This is a genomic window from Bradyrhizobium sp. AZCC 1577 (assembly GCF_036924575.1).
Classification (GTDB): domain Bacteria; phylum Pseudomonadota; class Alphaproteobacteria; order Rhizobiales; family Xanthobacteraceae; genus Bradyrhizobium.
Window position 1 is genome coordinate 7,449,820 of sequence record NZ_JAZHRQ010000001.1, and the last position, 19,980, is coordinate 7,469,799.

Below are 19,980 nucleotides of genomic sequence, written 5' to 3' on the forward strand. Positions count from 1 at the left end.
GCTTTGACTGGAGATCGATGGACGGGGCCCTTCAGGGCCCCGTCTTTGTTGGTGGCCCCTTATCCGTCTTGCCCGAACTTCGCGCTCTTGCCATTGTTGGCGGAAAGCGGCCGATTGCGATGCTCGGCCGGTTGTCTCAACTAATCAGGCTGCGAGGAGAAACATCCTTGGATATCGCAAGCTCGCTCGCGGCGTATTGGTACTTTCATCTGCCTAACTTTGTTCTTGCGGTGTTGATGTACACATTGCTCGGCCGCGTCCTGCTCGGCCTGATGGTGGATGCGGATTCGCCGAACTACATCTGGCGATTTTTCTGCCGGATCACCGATCCCGTCGTCGCCGCCGTCTCGATCTTAACGCCTAAAGTTACCCCGCCGGTTGTTATTTGGCTGTTCGGCTTCGTCTGGCTGTTCTGGCTGCGCGTCGCCCTTCACTACACCCTGCTGCTGTTCAATCTGGCGCCCCGACTTGGCGGAGCCGCATCATGAACCGCAACTTCTATTTCATCGGAATCGCGTTCTTCGGCATGATCAACGGCATCTTCAATCAGCTCGCGCTGATTTTCACGCTGCTGTACGTTCAATTGCTCGCCGGCCCGCTGCTGTTTGGCAGCCTGTCCCTGACGCTGATGTTCGCATCCCTGATGGTTTCGACCGCCACCGTCATCCTGGGCGGGATTCCGGCGGCGATCTACGAGCGGATCACCGGGGGCTCGGAATCAAGCGACGCATCGCTCTGGATATGGCTTGCGGGAACCGCCCTTTTGGCGCTGCCCGCGGCCGGTAACTTTCTCAAGATCGGCCTGTAACAGCCCATTCGCAGAGTTGAGCACGGGCCGTGCCGCCGCTACCCTGCGGCCGGCTTTTGAACCGGCACATGTCCTTGATTGACGGGGTGGCGGATCATGGAAGAGATGCGCCGTATCGCCTACGAAACAGTGCTTCGCGCCTGCGGCTTCGCTTCGCTTGCCATCTTCTGCATCATGATCGGATTGTCCTTCCTGCCGCGCTCTGCCTTTCAAGCGGGAGGTTTTCTCAGCATCGTGATGACGCTGGTTCTGATTTTGAAAGCCTGGGAGGCACGGACCAAGGATCACCGCCGGACCGAGTTGTGGCTCTATCTCCCCAAAGAGAGCCGTCCGCCGCAAGCCTCCGCGCAGCGGACAGTTTCGACGGTCATGCGCGAGACGTATCTGCTGTTCGCGCTCTGGACCGCAATGATCTCGATCGTGATGTGGAGCATCGCGCTCGTCTTCTCGGTCATTGGACTTTAGTCCGAAGCTGCACAGATAAACGGCAGATCAGCAATCGCGGCGGCCAAAACGACGCGAAAACGGTGCCGGTCCCACCGAAAGTACTATTGGGCCATACCTTCCAAGCATGTAGTGAGCCCAATTCATAACGCGCCGATTAGCGCAACGCACATCTTTGCGATCATAAAAGGGGAGCGAATCGGAAATGTCTACAATAACTGCCACGTCCGGCAAGGCCGCCGGAATGACGAAAGACGAACGTTTCGTCATTCTAGCCTCTTCGCTCGGCACCGTCTTCGAATGGTACGACTTTTATCTGTTCGGTTCGCTTGCCAGCATCATCGGCGCGCAGTTCTTCGGCGTCATTGATCCCGCGACAAATCAGCCGATGTTCAACCAGGCCACGCGCGACATCTTTGCGCTGCTGGCGTTCGCCGCTGGCTTTATCGTTCGTCCGTTCGGCGCCATCGTGTTCGGCCGTGTCGGCGACATCGTCGGCCGCAAATACACCTTCCTCGTCACCATTCTGATCATGGGCCTGTCGACCTTCATCGTCGGCGTGCTGCCAAACGCGGCCACCATCGGCATTGCGGCACCGATCATCCTGATCGGTTTGCGCCTGCTGCAGGGCCTCGCGCTCGGCGGCGAATACGGCGGAGCGGCGACCTACGTGGCCGAACATTCACCGATGGGCAAACGCGGCTACTACACCTCGTTCATCCAGACCACGGCAACGCTCGGCCTGTTCCTGTCACTGCTGGTGATCCTGTTCACCCGCACCGCGCTCGGCGAAGCGGAGTTCGCCAAATGGGGCTGGCGCATTCCGTTCCTCGTCTCGGTGGTGCTGCTCGGCATCTCAGTCTGGATCCGGCTGCGCTTGAACGAGTCACCCGTGTTCCAAAAGATGAAGGACGAGGGCAAGGGCTCCAAGGCGCCGTTGACCGAGGCCTTCGCCAACTGGAGCAATGCAAAACTCGTTCTCATCGCCCTGATCGGCGGCGTGATGGGTCAGGGCGTGGTCTGGTACACCGGCCAGTTCTACGCGCTGTTCTTCATGCAATCGATCCTCAAGGTTGACGGCTACACCGCCAACCTGCTGATCGCCTGGTCTCTGCTGCTCGGCACCGGCTTCTTCATCGTGTTCGGAGCGCTGTCCGACAAAATCGGCCGTAAGCCGATCATTCTGGCAGGTTGCCTGATCGCGGCGCTGACCTTCTTCCCGATCTTCCGGATGATCACCACCAACGCCAACCCGGCGCTGGAAAAGGCGATCGAGTCGGTCAAGGTCGAGGTGGTGGCCGATGCCAAGGGCTGCGGCGACCTGTTTAACCCGGTCGGCACCCGCGTCTTCTCGGCACCATGCGATACCGCTCGCGCCTACCTGGCACAGCAGTCGGTCAAATACTCGACCAGCTATGGCGCTGCAGGCTCCGGCGTGAAGGTCGTCGTCAATGGCAAGGACGTAGCTTACACCGACGCCAAGACGTCCAATCCGGCGGTCCTGGCGGCGGTGCAGGCCGCAGGTTATCCCAAGGCCGGCGACGCCCAGATCGTGAAGATGGCTCACCCGTTCGATATCTTCAAACCGAACGTCGCCGCCATCATCGGACTGCTGTTCGTGCTGGTGCTCTTCGTCACCATGGTGTACGGGCCGATCGCGGCGATGCTGGTCGAACTGTTCCCGACCAAGATCCGCTACACCTCGATGTCGCTGCCCTATCACATCGGCAACGGCTGGTTCGGCGGCTTGCTGCCGGCGACCTCGTTCGCGATCGTGGCCTCGACCGGCGACATCTACGCAGGTCTCTGGTATCCGATCATCTTCGCTTCGATCACCGCGGTTGTCGGCCTGTTCTTCCTGCCGGAAACCAAGGACGTCGACATCACGAAGTAACGGTTTCGCCGACGGCAACAGCCGCGGCGATACGAGACTCCCAACCAAGCCGGCCGCGGATCGCTCCGCGGCCGGTTAGTTTTGAGCTGGGATCACAACCAACTGCGGGCCGATCTCACGCAAGCGCGGCAGCCGCGATGCCCAATCGAAATGATCGACGCTCGCGATCCGGTTTCACGTTCAAGCCAACGACATCGCAGCGAGACCACCCACTGGGTTCAGTGCCGTTGTTTGGTACCCGTGATCAGGCTAGATGTTGATGATATGGCCTCTCGAAAAGGCAGAGCAGGATAATGAAACATTGGCGCTATATCGCTATGCACACCGCGGCTGCTGCTGCCTTCATTTTCCTGCTGCAGCGGTATGGATTGAACGCGTCACTTGATTCAAGCCTGATCTGGGCGCTTACCTTCGGTGCATGCGCTGCTGGGCTTGCCTATATGCAATCCAATCGCTGATCTCGGTCCGGCTGCGGTCTCTTTGCGGTGCTTCGGTTCCTAGCTCGTCGCACCGGTAAACTGCAGCACGACCTCGCGCCGGTGCGGCAGGGCGCGATGCTCGACCAGATAGATCGCCTGCCAGGTGCCCAGCGCGAGTGCGCCCTGCAAAACCGGGATGTGCAGCGAGGTCGCCGTCAGCATGGTCTTGATGTGTGCCGGCATGTCGTCCGGCCCCTCGGTGTCATGACGCCAGCCGGCGTTTTCGGGCGCAAGCCGGTTCAGCGCGGTGGCCAGGTCGACCAATACGGCGGGATCGACATTTTCCTGGATCGTCAACGACGCCGAAGTGTGACGGATGAACAGCGTCACCGCGCCTTCGCGCGCATGTGCGTCACGGACGAATTTTGCGACTTCAGCCGTGAGGTCGGTAAAGCCCGCGCCGCGCGTCTGCACGGTCAATTGCGAGGACACGATGGTGTTGGCGCTGACCGTGGACGGAGCAGTGCGGGAAAGGGATTTGGGTGCGGTCATGAATTCGCTCTCTCAACATGTCGTCCCTGCGAACGCAGGGACCCATAACCACAGGCGTTCGTAGTTGCGAGCGATCGACCTCGGTCTGTGCCGATTCCAGAGGCTGCGGCGTATGGGTCCCTGCGCTCGCAAGGGACGACGAGAGCCTGTCAAATCTTGCCGCTGAAATCCCGCTGCAGCCGGTTGGCGATCTCGATCAATCGCTGCCAGGCCCGCTCGAGGAATGACATCATGCGATCCATGTCGCGGTCGCTCGGCAGCGGGATTTCGATCTTGCGCTCGCCCTCGGCAACCTTCGGCTCGCTCTTCTTCAGCGAGTCAGATTTCGGCAACGGCTCCTCGATCTTGCCCGGTACGGTCGGTTCGCGCGAGGCGAGGTCCGCCTTGAGCCGCTCATTCTCGGCCTGCAGCCGGACAATGTCGGCTTGCTGACGGCCGATTTCCGCGTCCATCGCCGCGCGCTCGTCAGGTACGGCATAGCAGGCCCAGCCCGCACCCGAATTGTTGCAGGTCGAGACTGCGCCGGTTCGGGTATCCAGGCGAAGCACGCCGTCGCCCGTCGGCGACAGCGTGTAGCGGCCGTTCTCGGTTTCCGGCATCGGGCCCGCAAGCGCCTGACCGGCGCCGGCAAGACAAACGGCCAGCACAGTGACGCCGGCCAATTTCGAGGACGATTTCGCTTTGCTCATGGGCTTGCTCCCGCCTCAGGACAGCACCGGTTTCCGCGACCGTCCGGGCGCTTTCAAGGCGCGCCCCTATACCCTTGAGGTATAGGGCGCGCGGCCGGACTTCAACGCGTCTCCGAGCAATTCGATGCGGTCCTGCCCCCAAAACACCTCGCCATCCAGCACGTAGACTGGCGAGCCGAACACGTCGGCCGAGAGCGCGTCCTGCCGGTTCTGCTCATAGGCTGCGCTAATTTCTTCCGAGCTCGAGCGCTCCACCAATTGCTTGCCGGGCAGCCCCGATTCATCGGCAAGTTTCGCAATCGTTGCGGGATCGGCAAGGTTGAGCTGCTCTTCCCAGACGCCGGCAAAGGCCCGTCGCAGATATCGGTCAGGATCAAGGCCGGCCTCCAGCGCCGCAATCACGACGCCATCGGCCAGACGCGCATTGAATGGCCAACTCGCCGGCTGCAGGTGGAATTTCAGTCCGCGCTTGTCGCGCCAGCGCTGTAGTTCGACCATCCGATAGCGCTGTCGCACCGGATGGCGCTTCATCAAGGGCAAGCCGCCGGTCTCCGAGAACAGATCGACCAGCACCACCGGCTTGTGATTAACCTTGAGATCGTAAGTACTTACCAGGTCACGAAAGGGCTGATGGCCGATATAGGCCCACGGCGATTGGATCGAGAAATAGTAATCGACCTGACGCGGCATGCGGGTTCCAGGGACGGGGATTTTCGCTTCGCTCGAGACATCCCAGCAGACCGCCCAAATCCGCGCAAGATCGATCCCTGTGGCAATACTGCTGCACTGCGATCGCAGGTCCGCAGGGCAGCAGGCGACATTCGAATAATTCCAGAAAAATCAAGGCACTAGCTGGTTACGGCGTAATCTTGACTTGATTAGACGCGGTAAGTATGGTCCGCGCGGCTTTCAAGGGTGACGGGCGTAATTTCCATCAACCGTTGGCATCGTTTAGAGTCTTGGGCATGGCCGAAGACAAGAACGACAACGCAAGTGGGAATCGCGATCAGCCGTCTTCCGACGAAGCTGCGCTTTCCGCAAGGCTCGGAAGTCTGGATCAACGGTTGTCCGAAATTCGTGACAGCCGGAAACTCAGGACTGATCAACCCGGAACTGAAAGCGGAGACAGGGCTGCCAGAGCATCTGCGATGGCGCTGGGTTTCCGGCTTTCCTCGGAGTTGGTTGCGGGCGTTGTCGTCGGGGCGGCGATTGGCTGGGGGTTCGACCGTTTGTTGTCGACGTCGCCGTTCGGTTTCATCGTGTTTTTGCTGCTCGGCTTCGTCGCCGGTGTGGTCAACGTGGTGAGATCTGCAGGCGTAGCTTCCCGCAGACGCTGAGCATCGACGGGAAGTCACGACATTTGAAATTCGATTGCCGGCCAGGCCGGTGGATAAAGAGCCGCGCGGATGAAAATCGACCCGATCCACCAGTTCAATATCGAACCCCTCTTCACGATCGGCCATATCGGCAACCAAACGATCGCCTTTACCAACTCCTCGCTCTACATGTTCCTCTCGGTAGCGGTGATCTCGCTACTGATGATCGGCGGCATGGCGGGACGCCAACTGGTTCCCGGGCGACTGCAGTCGATCGCGGAAATCTCCTACGAGTTCGTCGCCTCGACGATCCGCTCCACGGCCGGCGCGGAAGGCATGAAGTTCTTCCCGCTGATCTTCTCGCTGTTCATGTTCATCTGCATCTCGAACCTGATCGGCATTATCCCCTACACGTTCACGGTTTCGAGCCACATCATCGTCACCGCGGCGCTGGCCCTCCTGGTTTTCTTCACCGTCCTGATCTACGGGCTCTACAAGAACGGCTTCAAGTTCTTCAAGATTTTCGTGCCCTCCGGCGTGCCGATCTACATCCTGCCGCTGGTCATGTTCATCGAAATCCTGTCGTTCTTCCTGCGGCCGGTCTCCCACAGCGTACGTCTGTTCGCCAACATGCTGGCGGGGCACATCGCGCTGAAGGTGTTCGCGGGCTTCGTCGCGATGCTCGGCGTGTCGCTCGGCGCGCTCGGCTGGGTCGGCGGCATGCTGCCGTTGGCGCTCACGGTAGCGCTGACCGCGCTCGAACTCCTGGTCGCGTTCCTGCAGGCCTACGTGTTCGCGATCCTGACCTGCATCTATCTCAACGACGCCATTCATCCGGGACACTAAGCGGTCCGGGGAATTTCCACCCACACCTTTGTCTTACCCCCTCAAGGAGCTATAGAAATGGAACCGGCAGCAGCTAAACTTATCGGCGCGGGCATCGCATGCATCGGCATGGGCGGCGCGGGCGTCGGCGTGGGCATCATTTTCGGCAACTACCTCGCTGCTGCGGTGCGTAATCCTTCGGCGGCCCAGGGCCAGTTCGGCAACCTGATTTTCGGCTTCGCCGTGACCGAAGCGCTCGGCATTTTCTCGCTGCTGATCGCGCTGCTCTTGCTGTTCGTTCCGCTCTGAGCTGCACCCACTCGCGCCGCCTCCGGGCGGCGCGCTGACAGCAACAGGAGACCCCCGTGGCTGAAAAAAGTCCTGGTACCCCGGCCAAGGGCACCGGCGCCCATACCGAAGCCGACGGCGGACACGGCGGAGGATTTCCTCCGTTCGAGTCGAGCACGTTTGCTTCGCAACTGGTGTCGCTCGCCATCGCGTTCGTCGCGCTCTATGTGATCGTGTCCCGCTTTGCGCTGCCGCGCGTCGAAAGCGTGATCGACGCACGTCAGAACGCGATCGAGGGCGATCTGGCTGCGGCGCAGAAGCTGAAAGACGAGTCGGACGCAGCGCTGAAAGCGTATGAGACCGAACTCGCTTCCGCTCGCACCCGCGCCCAGGCCATCGGCAGCGAGACCCGCGAGAAGCTGAACGCGATCGCGGAAGCCGAGCGCAAGACGCTGGAAGACCAGCTCACCACCAAGCTTGCCGCCGCCGAGAAGCAGATCGCGGCGACGCGGGAAGCTGCGATGGGCAATGTCCGCGGCATCGCAGCGGATGCGGCCGGCGCGATCGTCCAGCGGCTCACCGGCGTGCTGCCCGACAAGAAGACGGTGAGCAAAGCCGTCGATGCGTCGTTGAAGGGATAGACCGATGTTCACCGAACCGGAAACCTGGGTCGCGATCGCCTTCGTCATCCTGCTGGTGCTGTTTGCCTATCTCGGCATCCACAAGACGGTACTGACGGCGCTCGATCATCGCGGCGAACGCATCAAGGCCGAACTTGACGACGCCCGCCGTCTGAAAGAGGAGGCCGCCAAGCTGCTCGGCGAGTATCAGACCCGCCGCGCCAGCGCCGAGCGCGAGGCCGAGGAGATCGTCGCCAATGCCAGGGCCGAAGCCGAGCGCATCGCGACCGAAGCCAAGGCCAAGATGGAAGACTTCGTCGCCCGCCGCACCAAGACCGCCGAGAGCAAGATTGCGCTTGCCGAAGCTCAGGCGCTGGCCGACGTCCGCGCCGCCGCCGCCAACGCTGCGGTCGAAGCCGCCTCGACCATCCTGTCGCAGTCGGTCAAAGGCTCGGTTGCCGACGACTTGTTCGCCAAGGGCATTGCCGAGGTTCGCGCCAAGCTGAACTGAGCGCTTTCCACCATCGATCAAAAGCCGGCGCGAGACGATCGCGCCGGCTTTTTGTTTGCCTGGAGCACGACGATTTTTGGTTAGATGACTTTAGCCGCGGACGCGCTTTACCTCTCCCGCTTGCGGGGTCGAGACGAGCGAAGCTCGCTGTTAGGTCGGCGCGAAGCGCCAGGTGGGGCTCTCTCCACTTGGGCAGTGTCGCCCGCGGAGACACCCCCACCCCAACCCTCCCCCGCAAGCGGGAGAGGGAGTGCACCTTCTTCAATCAAATCTAATTCGTCATGCTTGAGGTCTTATTGCCTCTTCTTTTTCGGCGCTGGGCGCTCGGGCTTCAGGGCCTGCGGGTCGAACCCGATATAGAAGATGTAGCTGTCGCCGGCAGCGCCGGGGGGTACCGGATAGGTGAGATCTTCGGCCACCAGCGTGAACGGTTCGCTGCCGCTTTCGGTCATGTTGACCGTGGTCTGGTAGGCCTTGGTGGCGATGGTCTTCTCAGATACACCGCCGTGCACCACTGCGACACGTATCGGGACCTGGACCGAAGCCGGCGCGCCGGCGGGACCCGCGATGACGCGGCCCTGAATGCCGATCCGCGCCGTGATCACGCCGCCATTGACGCTGCATTCGCGGGCCATCTTGCTGATCGTCGCCTGGAACCGCAGGTCGTTGCCGACCGGCTGCTTGCCGGGCGCAGCGACGGCGTAGGTCGAAGCGCCTGACCGCACCGTGACCGGCGGACAGGTCAGGTCACCGGTGTCCTGCGGTACCGGCGCGGCAGGCGCGTCTGTGGCCGGCTCGTCCGACTTCCCCCCGAACAGGCTCTTGAAACGATCGGTCAGCGATTGCGCCGATGCCGGTGTGGCCATCGTGCAAGCCAGCCCCCCCGCGATCGCAGCCGCGATCGCTACCCTGAGCAAACGATTGTCACCCATGCGACGTCCCTGCCATCCCCATCATCGTCTATTCCCGCGGCCTTATAGCAGCCCAATGGCGGCGAACCCAAGGCACCCAAAAGGCCTAGAAATCAACGGTTCAGCCGCGGAAATCCTCATGCAGCAGGCCAAACAGCAGGTGGTCCTGCCAGATGCCGTTGATGCAGAGATAGCGCCGCGCCAGCCCCTCGCGGGTGAAGCCGCACTTCTCCAGAACCCGGATCGACGCCGTATTGGAGGGAATGCAGGCCGCCTCGATGCGGTGCAGATTGAGCTCACCGAACAGCGTCGGCAGCAGCACCCGCAGCGCCGCGGTCATGTAGCCGCGGCAGGCGTAAGGCTCGCCGACCCAATATCCGATGGTCCCGGCCTGCACGATGCCGCGGCGGACATTGGCGAGCGTGATGCCGCCGATCATGGCACCATCACGCTCACGGAAGATGATGAAGGGATAGGAGCGGTCGGCGGCGATATCCTCGGCGTAGCGGCGCAGTCGGCGGCGGAACCCGGCGCGGGTCAGATCGTCCGACGGCCAGATCGGCTCCCATGGCGTCAGATAGGTCCGGCTTTGTTCGCGCAATTGCGCCCATTGCGGGAAGTCCGCCATCTGGGGAGCGCGCAGCAGGAGGCCGTGGCCACGCGGCACGAGCGCAGCCGGTCCGCTGGTTGGCAAACGAAACAGGGCCATGCCCGCTCTCCCCAGCCCTACCTCAATGTAGAAGGGTTTTCGCCTTCGACTGCGTCAATCCTTCCGCAAAAGACACCGCCGTGTCCAGTCCCCTTCCGCTGCCAAGCGCGACAACCGCTGGCCGGCTGCGGGACAATAGCGCGTGCGCCGCGTTGCGGGTCGATTCGATGGAGACAGCATCGATCCTGGTGACCAGCTCCTCCACCGTCAGCGGCCGTCCATAGGCCAGCACGTGCCGCGCAAGCTGTTCGGCCCGGGACGAGCAGCTTTCCAGCGCCATCAACAGCCCCGCCTTCATCTGCGCCTTGGCGCGAGCGATCTCGGCTTCGGTCAGGGTTTCCACGGAGTCGTTGATGACGTCGACGATGACCTCCATCATCTCCGGGGCGTCGCCGGGATCGGTGCCGGTGTAGAGGCCGAAGAACCCGGTGTCGGTATAGGGCGCGTGGAAGGTGTAGATCGAGTAGCACAGGCCGCGCTTTTCGCGCACTTCCTGGAACAGCCGCGACGACATTCCGCCGCCCAGCGTGTTGGTGAAGACCTGCAGCGAGAACAGCGACGGGTCGGTCTGCGGTACGCCTTCGAGCGCCAGCGTCAAATGCGCCTGTTCGAGGTCACGGTGTACCACGCGCGAGCCGCCCTTGCCGAACATCGCCGGTTGCGGCTTCGGCGACGGCGTGGCGTCGAAGCTGGCAAATTTCTGCGCCGCTTCCTCCACCACGCGCTTGTGGTCGACCGCGCCGGCGGCCGCCACCACCATGTCGGGACCGCGGTAATGCGTCGCGAGATAGCCGCGCAACATGTCGCGATCGAAATTCTTCAGCGTCTTCGCGGTGCCGAGCAGCGACCGGCCCATCGGCTGGTCCGGAAAGCAGAGCTCGTTGAGGTGCTCGAACACGACGTCGTCGGGCGTATCCTGCGCGGCGCCGATCTCCTGCACGATGACGCTCTTCTCGCGCTCGAGTTCATCCGGCACGAAGGACGGATTGGTGAGAATGTCGGAGAGCACGTCGAGCGCCAGCGCTACGTCGGCCTTCATCACCCGCGCGTAATAGGCCGTCGTCTCGGTCGAGGTCCCGGCATTGAGGTCGCCGCCGACTGCCTCGATTTCTTCCACGATCTCGCGCGAGGAGCGCCGCGTGGTGCCCTTGAAAGCCATGTGTTCAAGAAGATGCGAGATGCCGTGCTCGTTCGACTTTTCGTCGCGGCCGCCGACGCCGGCCCAGACGCCGAGCGCCGCCGTTTCCAGATGCGGCATGGTGTCGGTGACGACGGTCAGGCCGGATGGCAGCTTGGTGACATCAACGCTCATCCGGCAACTCCCTGCTTCGCGGCACGGCTGACCGAGCGCACGAATCGCTCCACCTCGGTTGAATCGTTTTTCATCACCGTGATGTGTTCGGATTTGGTCATGAGGCCGTCGAGCCAGGCCGGCCGTTGCGGCCGCACGCCGCACGCAGCCTCCACCGCATCGGGGAACTTGGCCGGATGCGCCGTCGACAGCACGATGTTGGGGATCTTCGAATCCGACGTGTCGCGATCGGCGACCGCCAGCGCCACCGCGGTATGGGGATCGACAAGGTCGCCGGCCTCGCGCCAAGCGGCGCGGATCGCGGCCGATGTCTCGGTCTCGTCGGCGCGGCCGGCGTCGAACTCCGCGCGGATCGCGGCCAGCATGGCATCCGGCAGCACGAACCGTCCGGACTGTTTTAGCGAGGCCATCAGCCGGCGGACGCTGTCGGCGTCGCGGCGGCTCGCCTCGAACAACAGCCGCTCGAAATTCGAGGAGACCTGGATGTCCATCGAGGGCGAAGCGGAGGCGTGAACTTCGCGAACTTCATAGATGCCGGTCTTGAGCGTACGCGGCAGGATGTCGTTGACGTTGGAGGCGATGCGCAGCCAGCGCACCGGCAGGCCCATCCTCTTCGCCACGTAGCCTGCAAAGATGTCGCCGAAGTTTCCCGTTGGCACGGTGAAGTCCACGGTACGCGCGGGCGCGCCGAGCGCCACCGCCGACGTAAAGTAATACACCACCTGCGCGACGATCCGCGCCCAGTTGATCGAATTGACGCCCGACAACGAGACCGCGTCGCGAAAGCCGTGATGGTTGAACATCGCCTTCACGATCGCCTGGCAGTCGTCGAAGGTGCCCTCGATCGCCAGCGCATGCACGTTGGACGCGCCCGTCGTCGTCATCATCCGCCGCTGCACGTCGGAGATGCGCCCGTTCGGGAACAGCACGACGAGGTCGACATTGTCGAGATTGGCGAACGCATCGACCGCGGCGCCGCCGGTGTCGCCTGAGGTCGCGACCACGATGGTGGTGCGCTGATTGCGCTTGGCCAGCACATGATCCATCAGCCGCGAGATCAACTGCATCGCGACGTCCTTGAACGCCAGCGTCGGGCCGTGGAACAGCTCCAGCACGAATTGATGGGGGCTGACCTGGTTCAGCGGCACCACCGCGGGATGGCGGAACGTCGCATAAGCCTCATTCGCCATGCGGCCGAGATCGGCGTCGGAAATTTCGCCCGCGGCAAACGGCTTGATGACGTCGACGGCAACTTCCCAATAGGGCCGGCCGAAGAAGGAGGCGATGGTCTCGCTCGATAATTGCGGCCAGACCTCAGGCACGTAGAGGCCGCCGTCGCGGGCGAGCCCGGTCAGCATCACATCGCAGAAACCCAGGACGGGGGCCTCCCCCCGCGTCGAAATATAGCGCGTCAAACCACCCTCCAAAGGCGCAAGCCCTATGCCAAGCCTTTGATACTAGTCATGAATTAGATTTCGCCAAGCGCGAAGCGAGGGCGCACCATAATGGGTTTTGTGGCGAAGGGGAAATGGCTCGTGGACGAAAAGAGCGGGGTCGGGTCTCGCCAAGCAACTGCGGTCGTCCCTGCGAACGCAGGGACCCATACTCCGCGGCGGGAATCATTTGGGTGCGCTGGTCGATGGTTTTCTTCAACAACGCAAGCCGGTGGTTATGGATCCTTGCGTTCGCAGGGACGACGATGGACCGTCATTCCGGCGCAACGCTCTACCCATATCGGAGCACATCGACCGGATCGAGCCGCGCGGCGCGCCAGGATGGATAGAGCGTCGCGAACAATGACAGCGTCAATGCCATGGCCACGACGGCGGCGGTTTCGCCAAAATCGATCTCCGCCGGCAGCTTCGACAAGAAGTAGAGTTTTGGTGGAAACAGCTCGGTATTGGTCAGCCAGGACAGGAATTGCCGGATCGTTTCGATATTCAGGCAAACCAGCATGCCGACGAGCAGCCCGGTCACCGTGCCGAGCACGCCGATAGCAGCACCTGCGATCAGGAATATCCGCATGATTGCCCCTCGCGAGGCGCCCACGGTGCGCAGAATCGCGATGTCGCCGCCCTTGTCCTTCACCAGCATGATCAGGCCCGACACGATGTTCAGCGCGGCGACCAGCACGATCAAGGTCAGGATCAGGAACATGACATTCCGTTCGACCTGAAGTGCGGCGAAGAAGGCCGAGGTGCGCCGCCGCCAGTCGACGAGGAACACCGGCCGTCCCGCGGCCTCAGCTACCGGCCTTCGGAAGCTGTCGACCCGGTCAGGGCTGCCGTCGATAAAAATTTCGATGGCGCTCACATCATCGGCGGGGTTGAAATAGGCCTGCGCCTCGGCGAGCGGCAGAAAGACCATGACCGAATCATATTCCGACATGTCGATGCTGAACACCGCCGCAACCTTGTACGGCTTGATCCGCGCCATCGTGCCCTTCGACCGCGCTGCGCCATCTGGCGCGACCAGCGTGATGTTGTCGCCGGCACGCAGCGACAATTGATCGGCAAGCCTGCGTCCGATCGCGACCCCTTGCCCCTGGTCGAATCCTTCCAGCGAGCCCTGCTGGATGTTGCCGGCGATCGCGGCCAATTTGTTGAGATCGTCGGAGCGAATGCCGCGAACGAGCACGCCGGAGGCGTTGTGCGCCGACGATGCGAGGGCCGGAGCGTCAACCACGGGAACGGCGAGCCGTATGCCTGGAACCTGACTGATGCGCTCGGTGACGTCCTCCCAATCCGTCAACGGCTGCTCCAGCGGTTGCACCAGCAGGTGCCCGTTCAGGCCGACGATCTTGCCCACCAGCTCCTTGCGGAAGCCGTTCATGACCGCCATCACGATAATCAGCGTCGCAACGCCGAGCATGATGCCGAGGAAGGAAAAACCGGCGATAACGGAAATGAAGCCTTCCTTGCGACGCGCCCGCAAGTAGCGCCCGGATAGCAGCCATTCGAATGCCGAGAACGGCAGGGGGCGCGGATTCTCCATGGTCCATTCATAGCGCGTTTTTGGAACGATTGGCGCGCTAGCTTTGAAGAATGGTTCTCATCCACCGCCATATTCCTGCCATGCCAGATCAGGTGGCGCTTCCCTTGCGGATGCCCTGGGTCGAGCCTCGAAGTTCAATACGCGTTCGCTCAAGCTCAACCGACGTCCGGCATTTCCTCCAGCAGCTTGTCGAGCGTGATCGGATAGTCGCGCACGCGGACGCCGGTGGCGTTGTAGACGGCGTTGGCGACCGCCGCCGCCACACCGCAGATGCCGAGCTCGGCGACACCCTTGGCCTTCATCGGCGACGACATCGGGTCGGTCTCGTCGAGGAAGATCATGTCCTGATGCGGAATGTCGGCGTGAACCGGGACCTCGTACCCAGCGAGATCATGGTTGACGAAGAAGCCGGCGCGCTCGTCGACGACGAGTTCCTCCATCAGCGCCGCGCCAACGCCCATCGTCATCGCGCCGATCACCTGACTGCGCGCGGTCTTCGGATTGAGGATGCGGCCGGCGGCACAGACCGCAAGCATCCGGCGCACACGGGTCTCGGCCGTGGCGGTATCGACGCCGACTTCGACGAAGTGCGCGCCGAAGGTCGATTGCTGATACTTCTTGTCGATGTCGCCATACTCAATGCCGTCCTCGGCACCGAGGCCGCTATCGCCCGCGGCCTGCGCCAGCGGCACGCGGCGGTTACCCGAGCGAACCTCACCATCAGCGAACTCCGCTTCCGCCGAGTTAAAACCAAGTTTTTGCGCGACCGCCTCGCGCAGCTTGACGCATGCGGCATAAACGCCTGCGGTCGAGTTGTTGCCGCCCCATTGTCCGCCGGAGCCTGATGACACCGGGAAGGTCGAGTCTCCCAAACGCACCACCACTTTCTCCATCGGCACACCCATCATCTCGGCCGCAGTCTGCGCGATGATCGTGTAGCTGCCGGTGCCGATGTCGGTCATATCGGTCTCGACGGTTACAACGCCGTTGTTGTCGAGCCGCACACGCGCGGCCGACTTCGTCAGCAAATTGTTGCGAAACGCGGCAGCGACGCCCATGCCGACCAGCCAACGCCCGTCGCGGACCCTGCCCGGCTGCGGATTGCGCTTGGTCCAGCCGAAGCGCTCCGCGCCTGTCCGCAGGCACTCGGTGAGGCGGCGCTGCGAGAACGGCCGCTCGGGCTTTTCCGGATCGACCTGGGTATCGTTGATGATGCGGAACTCGATTGGATCCATGCCGAGCCGCTCGGCCATTTCGTCAACCGCGATTTCGAGCGCCATCATGCCCGATGCCTCGCCCGGCGCGCGCATGGCGTTGCCTTCGGGCAAGTTCAGCTCGGCGAGTCGCGTGGCGGTCATGCGGTTGGCGCCGGCATATAGCAGCCGCGTCTGGGCGACCGCGCCCTCGGGCCTGCCGCCGGGCAGATTGCCGGACCACTCTTCATGACCGATGGCCGAGATTTTGCCATCCCTGGCCGCACCGATGCGGATGCGCTGGATCGTTGCGGGGCGATGTGTGGTGTTGTTGAAGACAAAAGGCCGCGGCAGCGCCACCTTCACGGGCCGCCCGGTCGCGCGTGCGCCGAGTGCCGCGAGCACTGCATCCGAACGAACGAACAGTTTTGAGCCGAAGCCGCCGCCGATGAAGGGCGAGATCAAGCGAACATTCTCCTTTGGAATGTCCAGCGTCTTCGCCACTTCCCCCACTCCCCAGGCGATCATCTGGTTCGAGGTCCAGAGCGTGAGCTTGTCGCCGTTCCAGGCGGCGATCGAGGCATGCGGCTCCATCATCGCATGCGCCTGATCGGGTGTGGTGTAGCGGGCGTCGAGTTGAACCGGCGCTGCGGCGAATGCGTCGGCAAAATCGCCGACCGCGGTATCGGCCGGACCGCCGAACACGGCCCGCGGCTTGGCAATGTCCTTGACCGCCGCGAGATCGAAGGCGCCATCAGTTCGGACATAGTCGACGCGGACTAGCTCCGCGGCGGCGCGGGCCTGCTCGAAGGTATCGGCAACCACGAGCGCGATCGCCTGGTGATAATGCTCGATGTCGGGACCGCCGAGCAGCTTCGCAGTGTTGCGGTCGCCCTTGCCGAGCTTGCCGGCATTGTCAGCCGTGACGATAGCGCGCACGCCGGGTGCCGACTTGGCGGCAGTGAGATCTATACCGGTGATCCGGCCCTTGGCGATGGCCGAGCCGATCACGTAGCCGTAAGCCGGATTTGAGATGCCTTCATGGTGCTCGTAGGCATAACGCGCGGTGCCCGTGGTCTTGAGCGGACCATCGATGCGATCGGCGGGCCTACCGACCACCCTGAGCTGGTCGATCGGATTGATTGTGGCAGGGGTTTCGAATCTCATGGATCAACCTTTCGGATCAGCCTTTCGCTTCAACCAGCACGGCGCCCAACGTGCGTTCGGCCAGCGCCACCTTGAATGCATTCTCCCGCGTCGGCCTGGCGTCGGCGAGCAACTGTGCGGCGACCGCCTTGGCGCCACGCGGCATCTGGGCCTCGGCCGCCTCGACACGCCATGGCTTGTGCGCGACGCCGCCGAGCGCGACGCGTCCCGTTCCGTCGCGCTGCACGATCGCAGCCACCGATACCAGCGCGAAGGCGTAAGAGGCGCGGTCGCGCACCTTGCGGTAGATCTGCTTGCCACCAACAGGTTTTGGCAGCGTCACCGCCGTGATCAACTCGCCCGGCATCAACGTCGTTTCGATATGCGGCGTATCGCCGGGCAGACGGTAAAATTCGGCAATCGGGATCGTTCGCGTCGCGCCGTCGGGCCGCACGGTTTCGACGGTGGCATCGAGCGCGCGCATCGCCACCGCCATGTCGCTCGGATGGGTCGCTATGCAGGCCTCGCTTGCGCCTACGACGGCATGCTGACGGCTGAAGCCGCCGATCGCCGCACAGCCGCTGCCGGGCTTCCGTTTATTGCAGGACTGGTTGGTGTCATAGAAGTAAGGGCAGCGCGTTCGCTGCAGCAGATTGCCTGCCGTCGTCGCCATGTTGCGCAGTTGCCCCGAGGCGCCCGCGAGCAGCGCGCGCGACAATACGCCGTAGTCGCGCCGCACGCGCGTGTCCGCGGCGAGATCGGTGTTGCGGACCAGCGCGCCGATGCGTAGTCCGCCCTCTTGCGTCGGTTCGATCTTGTCGAGTGCAAGGCCGTTGACGTCGATCAGATGGGCCGGCGTCTCGATCTCGAGTTTCATCAGGTCCAGGAGATTGGTGCCACCGGCGATGAATTTGGCATCCGGCTTGCGCATCGCGGAAGCGGCAGCCTCAGCCGGCGTGCGGGCGCGTTCGTAGGTGAATGATCTCATGCGGGCCTCCCGGCGACTTCCGATATTGCCTCGGCGATGTTGGAATAGGCGCCGCAACGGCAGATGTTGCCGCTCATGCGCTCGCGGAGCTCGGAATTACTGAGTTGCGGCGGCGCGTTCAGGTCGGTCCTGACGTGGCTCGGAATGCCGGCCTTGATCTCGTCGAGCACTGCGACGGCCGAGCAAATTTGTCCCGGCGTGCAATAGCCGCATTGGTAACCGTCATGCTTGACGAAAGCGGCCTGCATCGGGTGCATGTTCTCGGGCGTGCCGAGCCCCTCGATGGTCGTAATGCGCTCGCCTTCGTGCATCACGGCGAGCGTCATGCACGAATTGATCCGCCTTCCGCCAACGATGACGGTGCAGGCGCCGCACTGGCCGTGATCGCAGCCCTTCTTGGTGCCGGTGAGATGCAGGTGCTCGCGCAGCGCGTCGAGCAGCGTGGTTCTCGGGTCGAGCGTAAGGCCGCGCGCCGCTCCGTTCACGGTGAAGGAGACTTTCCATACGGCGGAGACGTCAGCGACGGCAGCCTCCACGGCAGGCACTTGCGCATTGACGATGGATGGCGCCGCCGTCAGCGCTATCGATGCGGCGCTTCCCGCCAACAGCTTACGCCGCGATAATTCGAAGTCGCTCGGACTTTTCATGTCGTGTTCCCGTTTGTGCTTTTTTGCCCGGATCACGTTCGAGGTAGGGCGCGTCTTTGCCGCTGCCCGCGTGAAATATCCGGCTGCGCTCCTGTAACTGCGCCGCGTTTCGGCTGTTCCTGGCCGGCGTTCACGTTTGATAGAGCGCGACGGTGCGAGCGACGCCGGGCCCGACATCTAGAGGCCACAGGCGCGCTCTATTAGATGGCACAATTGATTTATACCTATGAACTGGATTCATGAATGGCGCGGCAAAACGTTAGTGATCTCACCGCGTTCCTTGCAGTGGCGCGCGAAAGAAGCCTCACCCGGGCGGCGGCGCAGCTCGGTGTTTCACGCCGCCTCTGCTGTGCTGGTTGAGGCGTTGGACTACCGGCGCTGATGCTTGTTGCCGGCCCAACAAAAGGGCCGCAGGCGAACCTGCGGCCCTCTCTCCTGGAAGGGTCCGTCACTGATTTGTGCAGACCTTCATGGTTTCCATGTTGGTTTCGGCCGCCATCCGGGTAAGGCTCCAATGATGCCGGCAACGCGCGAGGGAATCGATTGTTCCAGTTTTTCCCGATCTAACGAGGATGGACCGTCGGACCAAGCGGCGGCGAACTAGTCCTCTTGGGGTCGTTCCAGGCTTTTGAGATATTTGAGCCCCTCGACCGCCAGCAGCTCCGTGTCGGTCTCGCCCGTCATGCAGCGCTGGCGGATAAAGCGCTGGAGGCCGGCGCGGCGTACATCGTTCTCGTCGATACCGCTGTGGATCAGCCGGTAGACGCTCCAGGCCCGTGCAAAGGCGGCTTCTGCGATATCGGGGCTGTTCATCCAGCTCTCCTTGCAAATGCTCCGCAAGGTTACTTTGCCTATTTTTCCCGTCAACTGACGGCGGACTATCCGCTTCATCCTTCTTGCTTGGTCGCAACGCAACAAAATCGACTTGTGGGTGATACGCGAATTGCAGCGGCGCGAGCGGGTCGCGCCCGCGCGGCGCAGCCGGTCTAGCCTGCTAGCGTTCAGCCGAGCCCCAGCTCGACCGCGATCCGGATCAAGTCCGAATGGTTCTTGGCGCCGAGCTTCTGCTTGAGCAGCGAGGTGGTGTTGGCCACCGTCTTGTAAGAAATCTCCAGCGCGTCGGCGACCTCGACGATCTTGTCGCCACGGCCCAACAGCCGCAGGATTTCCAGCTCGCGTGCCGTCATCAGCGATGCCGGATTGGCCTTGATCGACGCGCCTGAAAACGTCACCGCCTCCGCCAGTTGCGGTGAAATGAAATTCTCGCCCGCGGCCACCTTGCGGACGGCCCTCACCAGCATCCTTGGATCGTCGCCCTTCGAAACATAGCCCTGCGCGCCCATCTCGATGGCGCGAACGACGAACGCCGGATCGTCATTCATGCTAAACATGATGATCCGGGCGCCCGGATCGTCCTTGCGGATGCGCCGCATCAGCTCGAATCCGGAAACGTCGGGAAGCTTGATGTCGATAACCGTGACGTCGGGCTTCCTGGCAATGTAAGCGCGGTGGCCGGACTTGGCGTCGGTGGCCTCCTCGATCTTGACGGAATTGTCCGAGGCGAACAGCGAACGGCAACCGGAAAGGACCACCGGATGGTCGTCGACGATCAATACCTTCGTTGCCGATCTGGCGGAATTTTGCATCATCCATCCCCTTTCGGGATAAATAAGCGGTTGGCGGTATTTGAAAAGAGAAATCTTGGGTTGCGGGA

At 62.6% G+C, this 19,980-nt stretch carries 23 protein-coding genes and 1 pseudogene; 11 read left to right on the forward strand and 13 right to left on the reverse strand.

Annotation, left to right across the window (positions count from 1 at the left end):
- Positions 1 to 167: 167 nt before the first annotated feature.
- The 5 genes from V1278_RS35335 (at position 168) to V1278_RS35355 (ending at position 3,604) form a co-directional block, all read left to right on the forward strand.
- Complete coding sequence (locus V1278_RS35335) at positions 168 to 488, forward strand: hypothetical protein (RefSeq protein ID WP_334366388.1); 321 nt, start codon at positions 168 to 170, stop codon at positions 486 to 488.
- Positions 485 to 808: a hypothetical protein gene (locus V1278_RS35340; protein ID WP_334366387.1), complete on the forward strand. Its 324-nt coding sequence runs from the start codon at positions 485 to 487 to the stop codon at positions 806 to 808. The genes V1278_RS35335 and V1278_RS35340 overlap by 4 nt, the downstream gene beginning before the upstream one ends.
- Before the next feature lie 96 nt (positions 809 to 904).
- Positions 905 to 1,273, forward strand: a complete 369-nt coding sequence (locus tag V1278_RS35345) for a hypothetical protein (protein WP_334366386.1) — start codon at positions 905 to 907, stop codon at positions 1,271 to 1,273.
- 223 nt (positions 1,274 to 1,496) lie between these two features.
- On the forward strand, positions 1,497 to 3,146 hold the full coding sequence (locus V1278_RS35350) for an MFS transporter (RefSeq protein WP_442893799.1): 1,650 nt from the start codon (positions 1,497 to 1,499) through the stop codon (positions 3,144 to 3,146).
- Between the two features lie 293 nt (positions 3,147 to 3,439).
- Positions 3,440 to 3,604, forward strand: a complete 165-nt coding sequence (locus V1278_RS35355; RefSeq protein ID WP_156908634.1) for a hypothetical protein — start codon at positions 3,440 to 3,442, stop codon at positions 3,602 to 3,604.
- Between the two features lie 39 nt (positions 3,605 to 3,643).
- Here V1278_RS35355 and V1278_RS35360 read toward each other — a convergent pair whose 3' ends face one another.
- The 3 genes from V1278_RS35360 to V1278_RS35370 form a co-directional block, all read right to left on the reverse strand.
- On the reverse strand, positions 3,644 to 4,117 hold the full coding sequence (locus V1278_RS35360) for a secondary thiamine-phosphate synthase enzyme YjbQ (protein ID WP_334383879.1): 474 nt from the start codon (positions 4,115 to 4,117) through the stop codon (positions 3,644 to 3,646).
- Positions 4,118 to 4,266: 149 nt separating this feature from the next.
- Positions 4,267 to 4,806 (reverse strand): hypothetical protein, encoded by a 540-nt coding sequence (locus tag V1278_RS35365; protein WP_334383880.1) that lies wholly within the window; start codon positions 4,804 to 4,806, stop codon positions 4,267 to 4,269.
- Positions 4,807 to 4,872: 66 nt separating this feature from the next.
- Positions 4,873 to 5,496, reverse strand: coding sequence for a 2-hydroxychromene-2-carboxylate isomerase (locus V1278_RS35370; protein WP_334366383.1), 624 nt, complete (start codon positions 5,494 to 5,496; stop codon positions 4,873 to 4,875).
- Between the two features lie 275 nt (positions 5,497 to 5,771).
- Between V1278_RS35370 and V1278_RS35375 the strand changes: the two genes are divergently transcribed.
- From V1278_RS35375 to V1278_RS35395, 5 genes are all read left to right on the forward strand, one after another.
- On the forward strand, positions 5,772 to 6,143 hold the full coding sequence (locus V1278_RS35375) for an AtpZ/AtpI family protein (protein WP_028348040.1): 372 nt from the start codon (positions 5,772 to 5,774) through the stop codon (positions 6,141 to 6,143).
- 69 nt (positions 6,144 to 6,212) lie between these two features.
- Positions 6,213 to 6,968 carry a F0F1 ATP synthase subunit A gene (locus tag V1278_RS35380; protein WP_334366382.1) on the forward strand — a complete coding sequence of 252 codons (756 nt, stop codon included), beginning with the start codon at positions 6,213 to 6,215 and terminating at the stop codon, positions 6,966 to 6,968.
- 57 nt (positions 6,969 to 7,025) lie between these two features.
- Positions 7,026 to 7,256 (forward strand): F0F1 ATP synthase subunit C, encoded by a 231-nt coding sequence (locus tag V1278_RS35385; RefSeq protein WP_016847054.1) that lies wholly within the window; start codon positions 7,026 to 7,028, stop codon positions 7,254 to 7,256.
- Positions 7,257 to 7,312: 56 nt separating this feature from the next.
- Positions 7,313 to 7,876 carry a F0F1 ATP synthase subunit B family protein gene (locus V1278_RS35390; RefSeq protein ID WP_334383881.1) on the forward strand — a complete coding sequence of 188 codons (564 nt, stop codon included), beginning with the start codon at positions 7,313 to 7,315 and terminating at the stop codon, positions 7,874 to 7,876.
- A gap of 4 nt (positions 7,877 to 7,880) precedes the next feature.
- Complete coding sequence (locus V1278_RS35395; RefSeq protein ID WP_334383882.1) at positions 7,881 to 8,366, forward strand: F0F1 ATP synthase subunit B family protein; 486 nt, start codon at positions 7,881 to 7,883, stop codon at positions 8,364 to 8,366.
- A 293-nt stretch (positions 8,367 to 8,659) separates the two neighbouring features.
- On the opposite strand, the gene V1278_RS35400 is transcribed toward V1278_RS35395, so the two are convergent.
- The 8 genes from V1278_RS35400 to paoA form a co-directional block, all read right to left on the reverse strand.
- Complete coding sequence (locus V1278_RS35400) at positions 8,660 to 9,298, reverse strand: hypothetical protein (protein WP_442893704.1); 639 nt, start codon at positions 9,296 to 9,298, stop codon at positions 8,660 to 8,662.
- Between the two features lie 100 nt (positions 9,299 to 9,398).
- Positions 9,399 to 9,986: a GNAT family N-acetyltransferase gene (locus V1278_RS35405; protein ID WP_334383883.1), complete on the reverse strand. Its 588-nt coding sequence runs from the start codon at positions 9,984 to 9,986 to the stop codon at positions 9,399 to 9,401.
- A 22-nt stretch (positions 9,987 to 10,008) separates the two neighbouring features.
- Positions 10,009 to 11,298 carry a M16 family metallopeptidase gene (locus V1278_RS35410; protein ID WP_334366379.1) on the reverse strand — a complete coding sequence of 430 codons (1,290 nt, stop codon included), beginning with the start codon at positions 11,296 to 11,298 and terminating at the stop codon, positions 10,009 to 10,011.
- Positions 11,295 to 12,713 carry a threonine synthase gene (thrC, locus tag V1278_RS35415; RefSeq protein WP_334383884.1) on the reverse strand — a complete coding sequence of 473 codons (1,419 nt, stop codon included), beginning with the start codon at positions 12,711 to 12,713 and terminating at the stop codon, positions 11,295 to 11,297. The genes V1278_RS35410 and thrC overlap by 4 nt, the downstream gene beginning before the upstream one ends.
- 310 nt (positions 12,714 to 13,023) lie before the next feature.
- Positions 13,024 to 14,292, reverse strand: coding sequence for a lipoprotein-releasing ABC transporter permease subunit (locus V1278_RS35420; protein WP_334383885.1), 1,269 nt, complete (start codon positions 14,290 to 14,292; stop codon positions 13,024 to 13,026).
- Positions 14,293 to 14,447: 155 nt separating this feature from the next.
- Positions 14,448 to 16,652 (reverse strand): aldehyde oxidoreductase molybdenum-binding subunit PaoC, encoded by a 2,205-nt coding sequence (paoC, locus tag V1278_RS35425; RefSeq protein ID WP_334383886.1) that lies wholly within the window; start codon positions 16,650 to 16,652, stop codon positions 14,448 to 14,450.
- A gap of 16 nt (positions 16,653 to 16,668) precedes the next feature.
- Positions 16,669 to 17,619, reverse strand: coding sequence for an FAD binding domain-containing protein (locus V1278_RS35430; protein WP_334383887.1), 951 nt, complete (start codon positions 17,617 to 17,619; stop codon positions 16,669 to 16,671).
- Entirely contained in the window at positions 17,616 to 18,266 is a 651-nt protein-coding gene (gene paoA / locus V1278_RS35435; RefSeq protein WP_334383888.1) for an aldehyde dehydrogenase iron-sulfur subunit PaoA, read from the reverse strand. The genes V1278_RS35430 and paoA overlap by 4 nt, the downstream gene beginning before the upstream one ends.
- Positions 18,267 to 18,509: 243 nt before the next feature.
- Here paoA and V1278_RS35440 point away from each other — a divergent pair.
- Positions 18,510 to 18,605: pseudogene (locus tag V1278_RS35440) on the forward strand (helix-turn-helix domain-containing protein); the annotation flags it as partial.
- 261 nt (positions 18,606 to 18,866) lie between these two features.
- Here the strand turns inward: V1278_RS35440 and V1278_RS35445 are convergent.
- The gene (locus tag V1278_RS35445; RefSeq protein WP_334383889.1) at positions 18,867 to 19,079 is read right to left on the reverse strand and encodes a hypothetical protein; all 213 of its coding nucleotides are present in this window, start codon (positions 19,077 to 19,079) and stop codon (positions 18,867 to 18,869) included.
- Positions 19,080 to 19,267: 188 nt separating this feature from the next.
- Positions 19,268 to 19,912, reverse strand: coding sequence for a response regulator transcription factor (locus tag V1278_RS35450; RefSeq protein WP_334366372.1), 645 nt, complete (start codon positions 19,910 to 19,912; stop codon positions 19,268 to 19,270).
- Between the last annotated feature and the right edge of the window lie 68 nt (positions 19,913 to 19,980).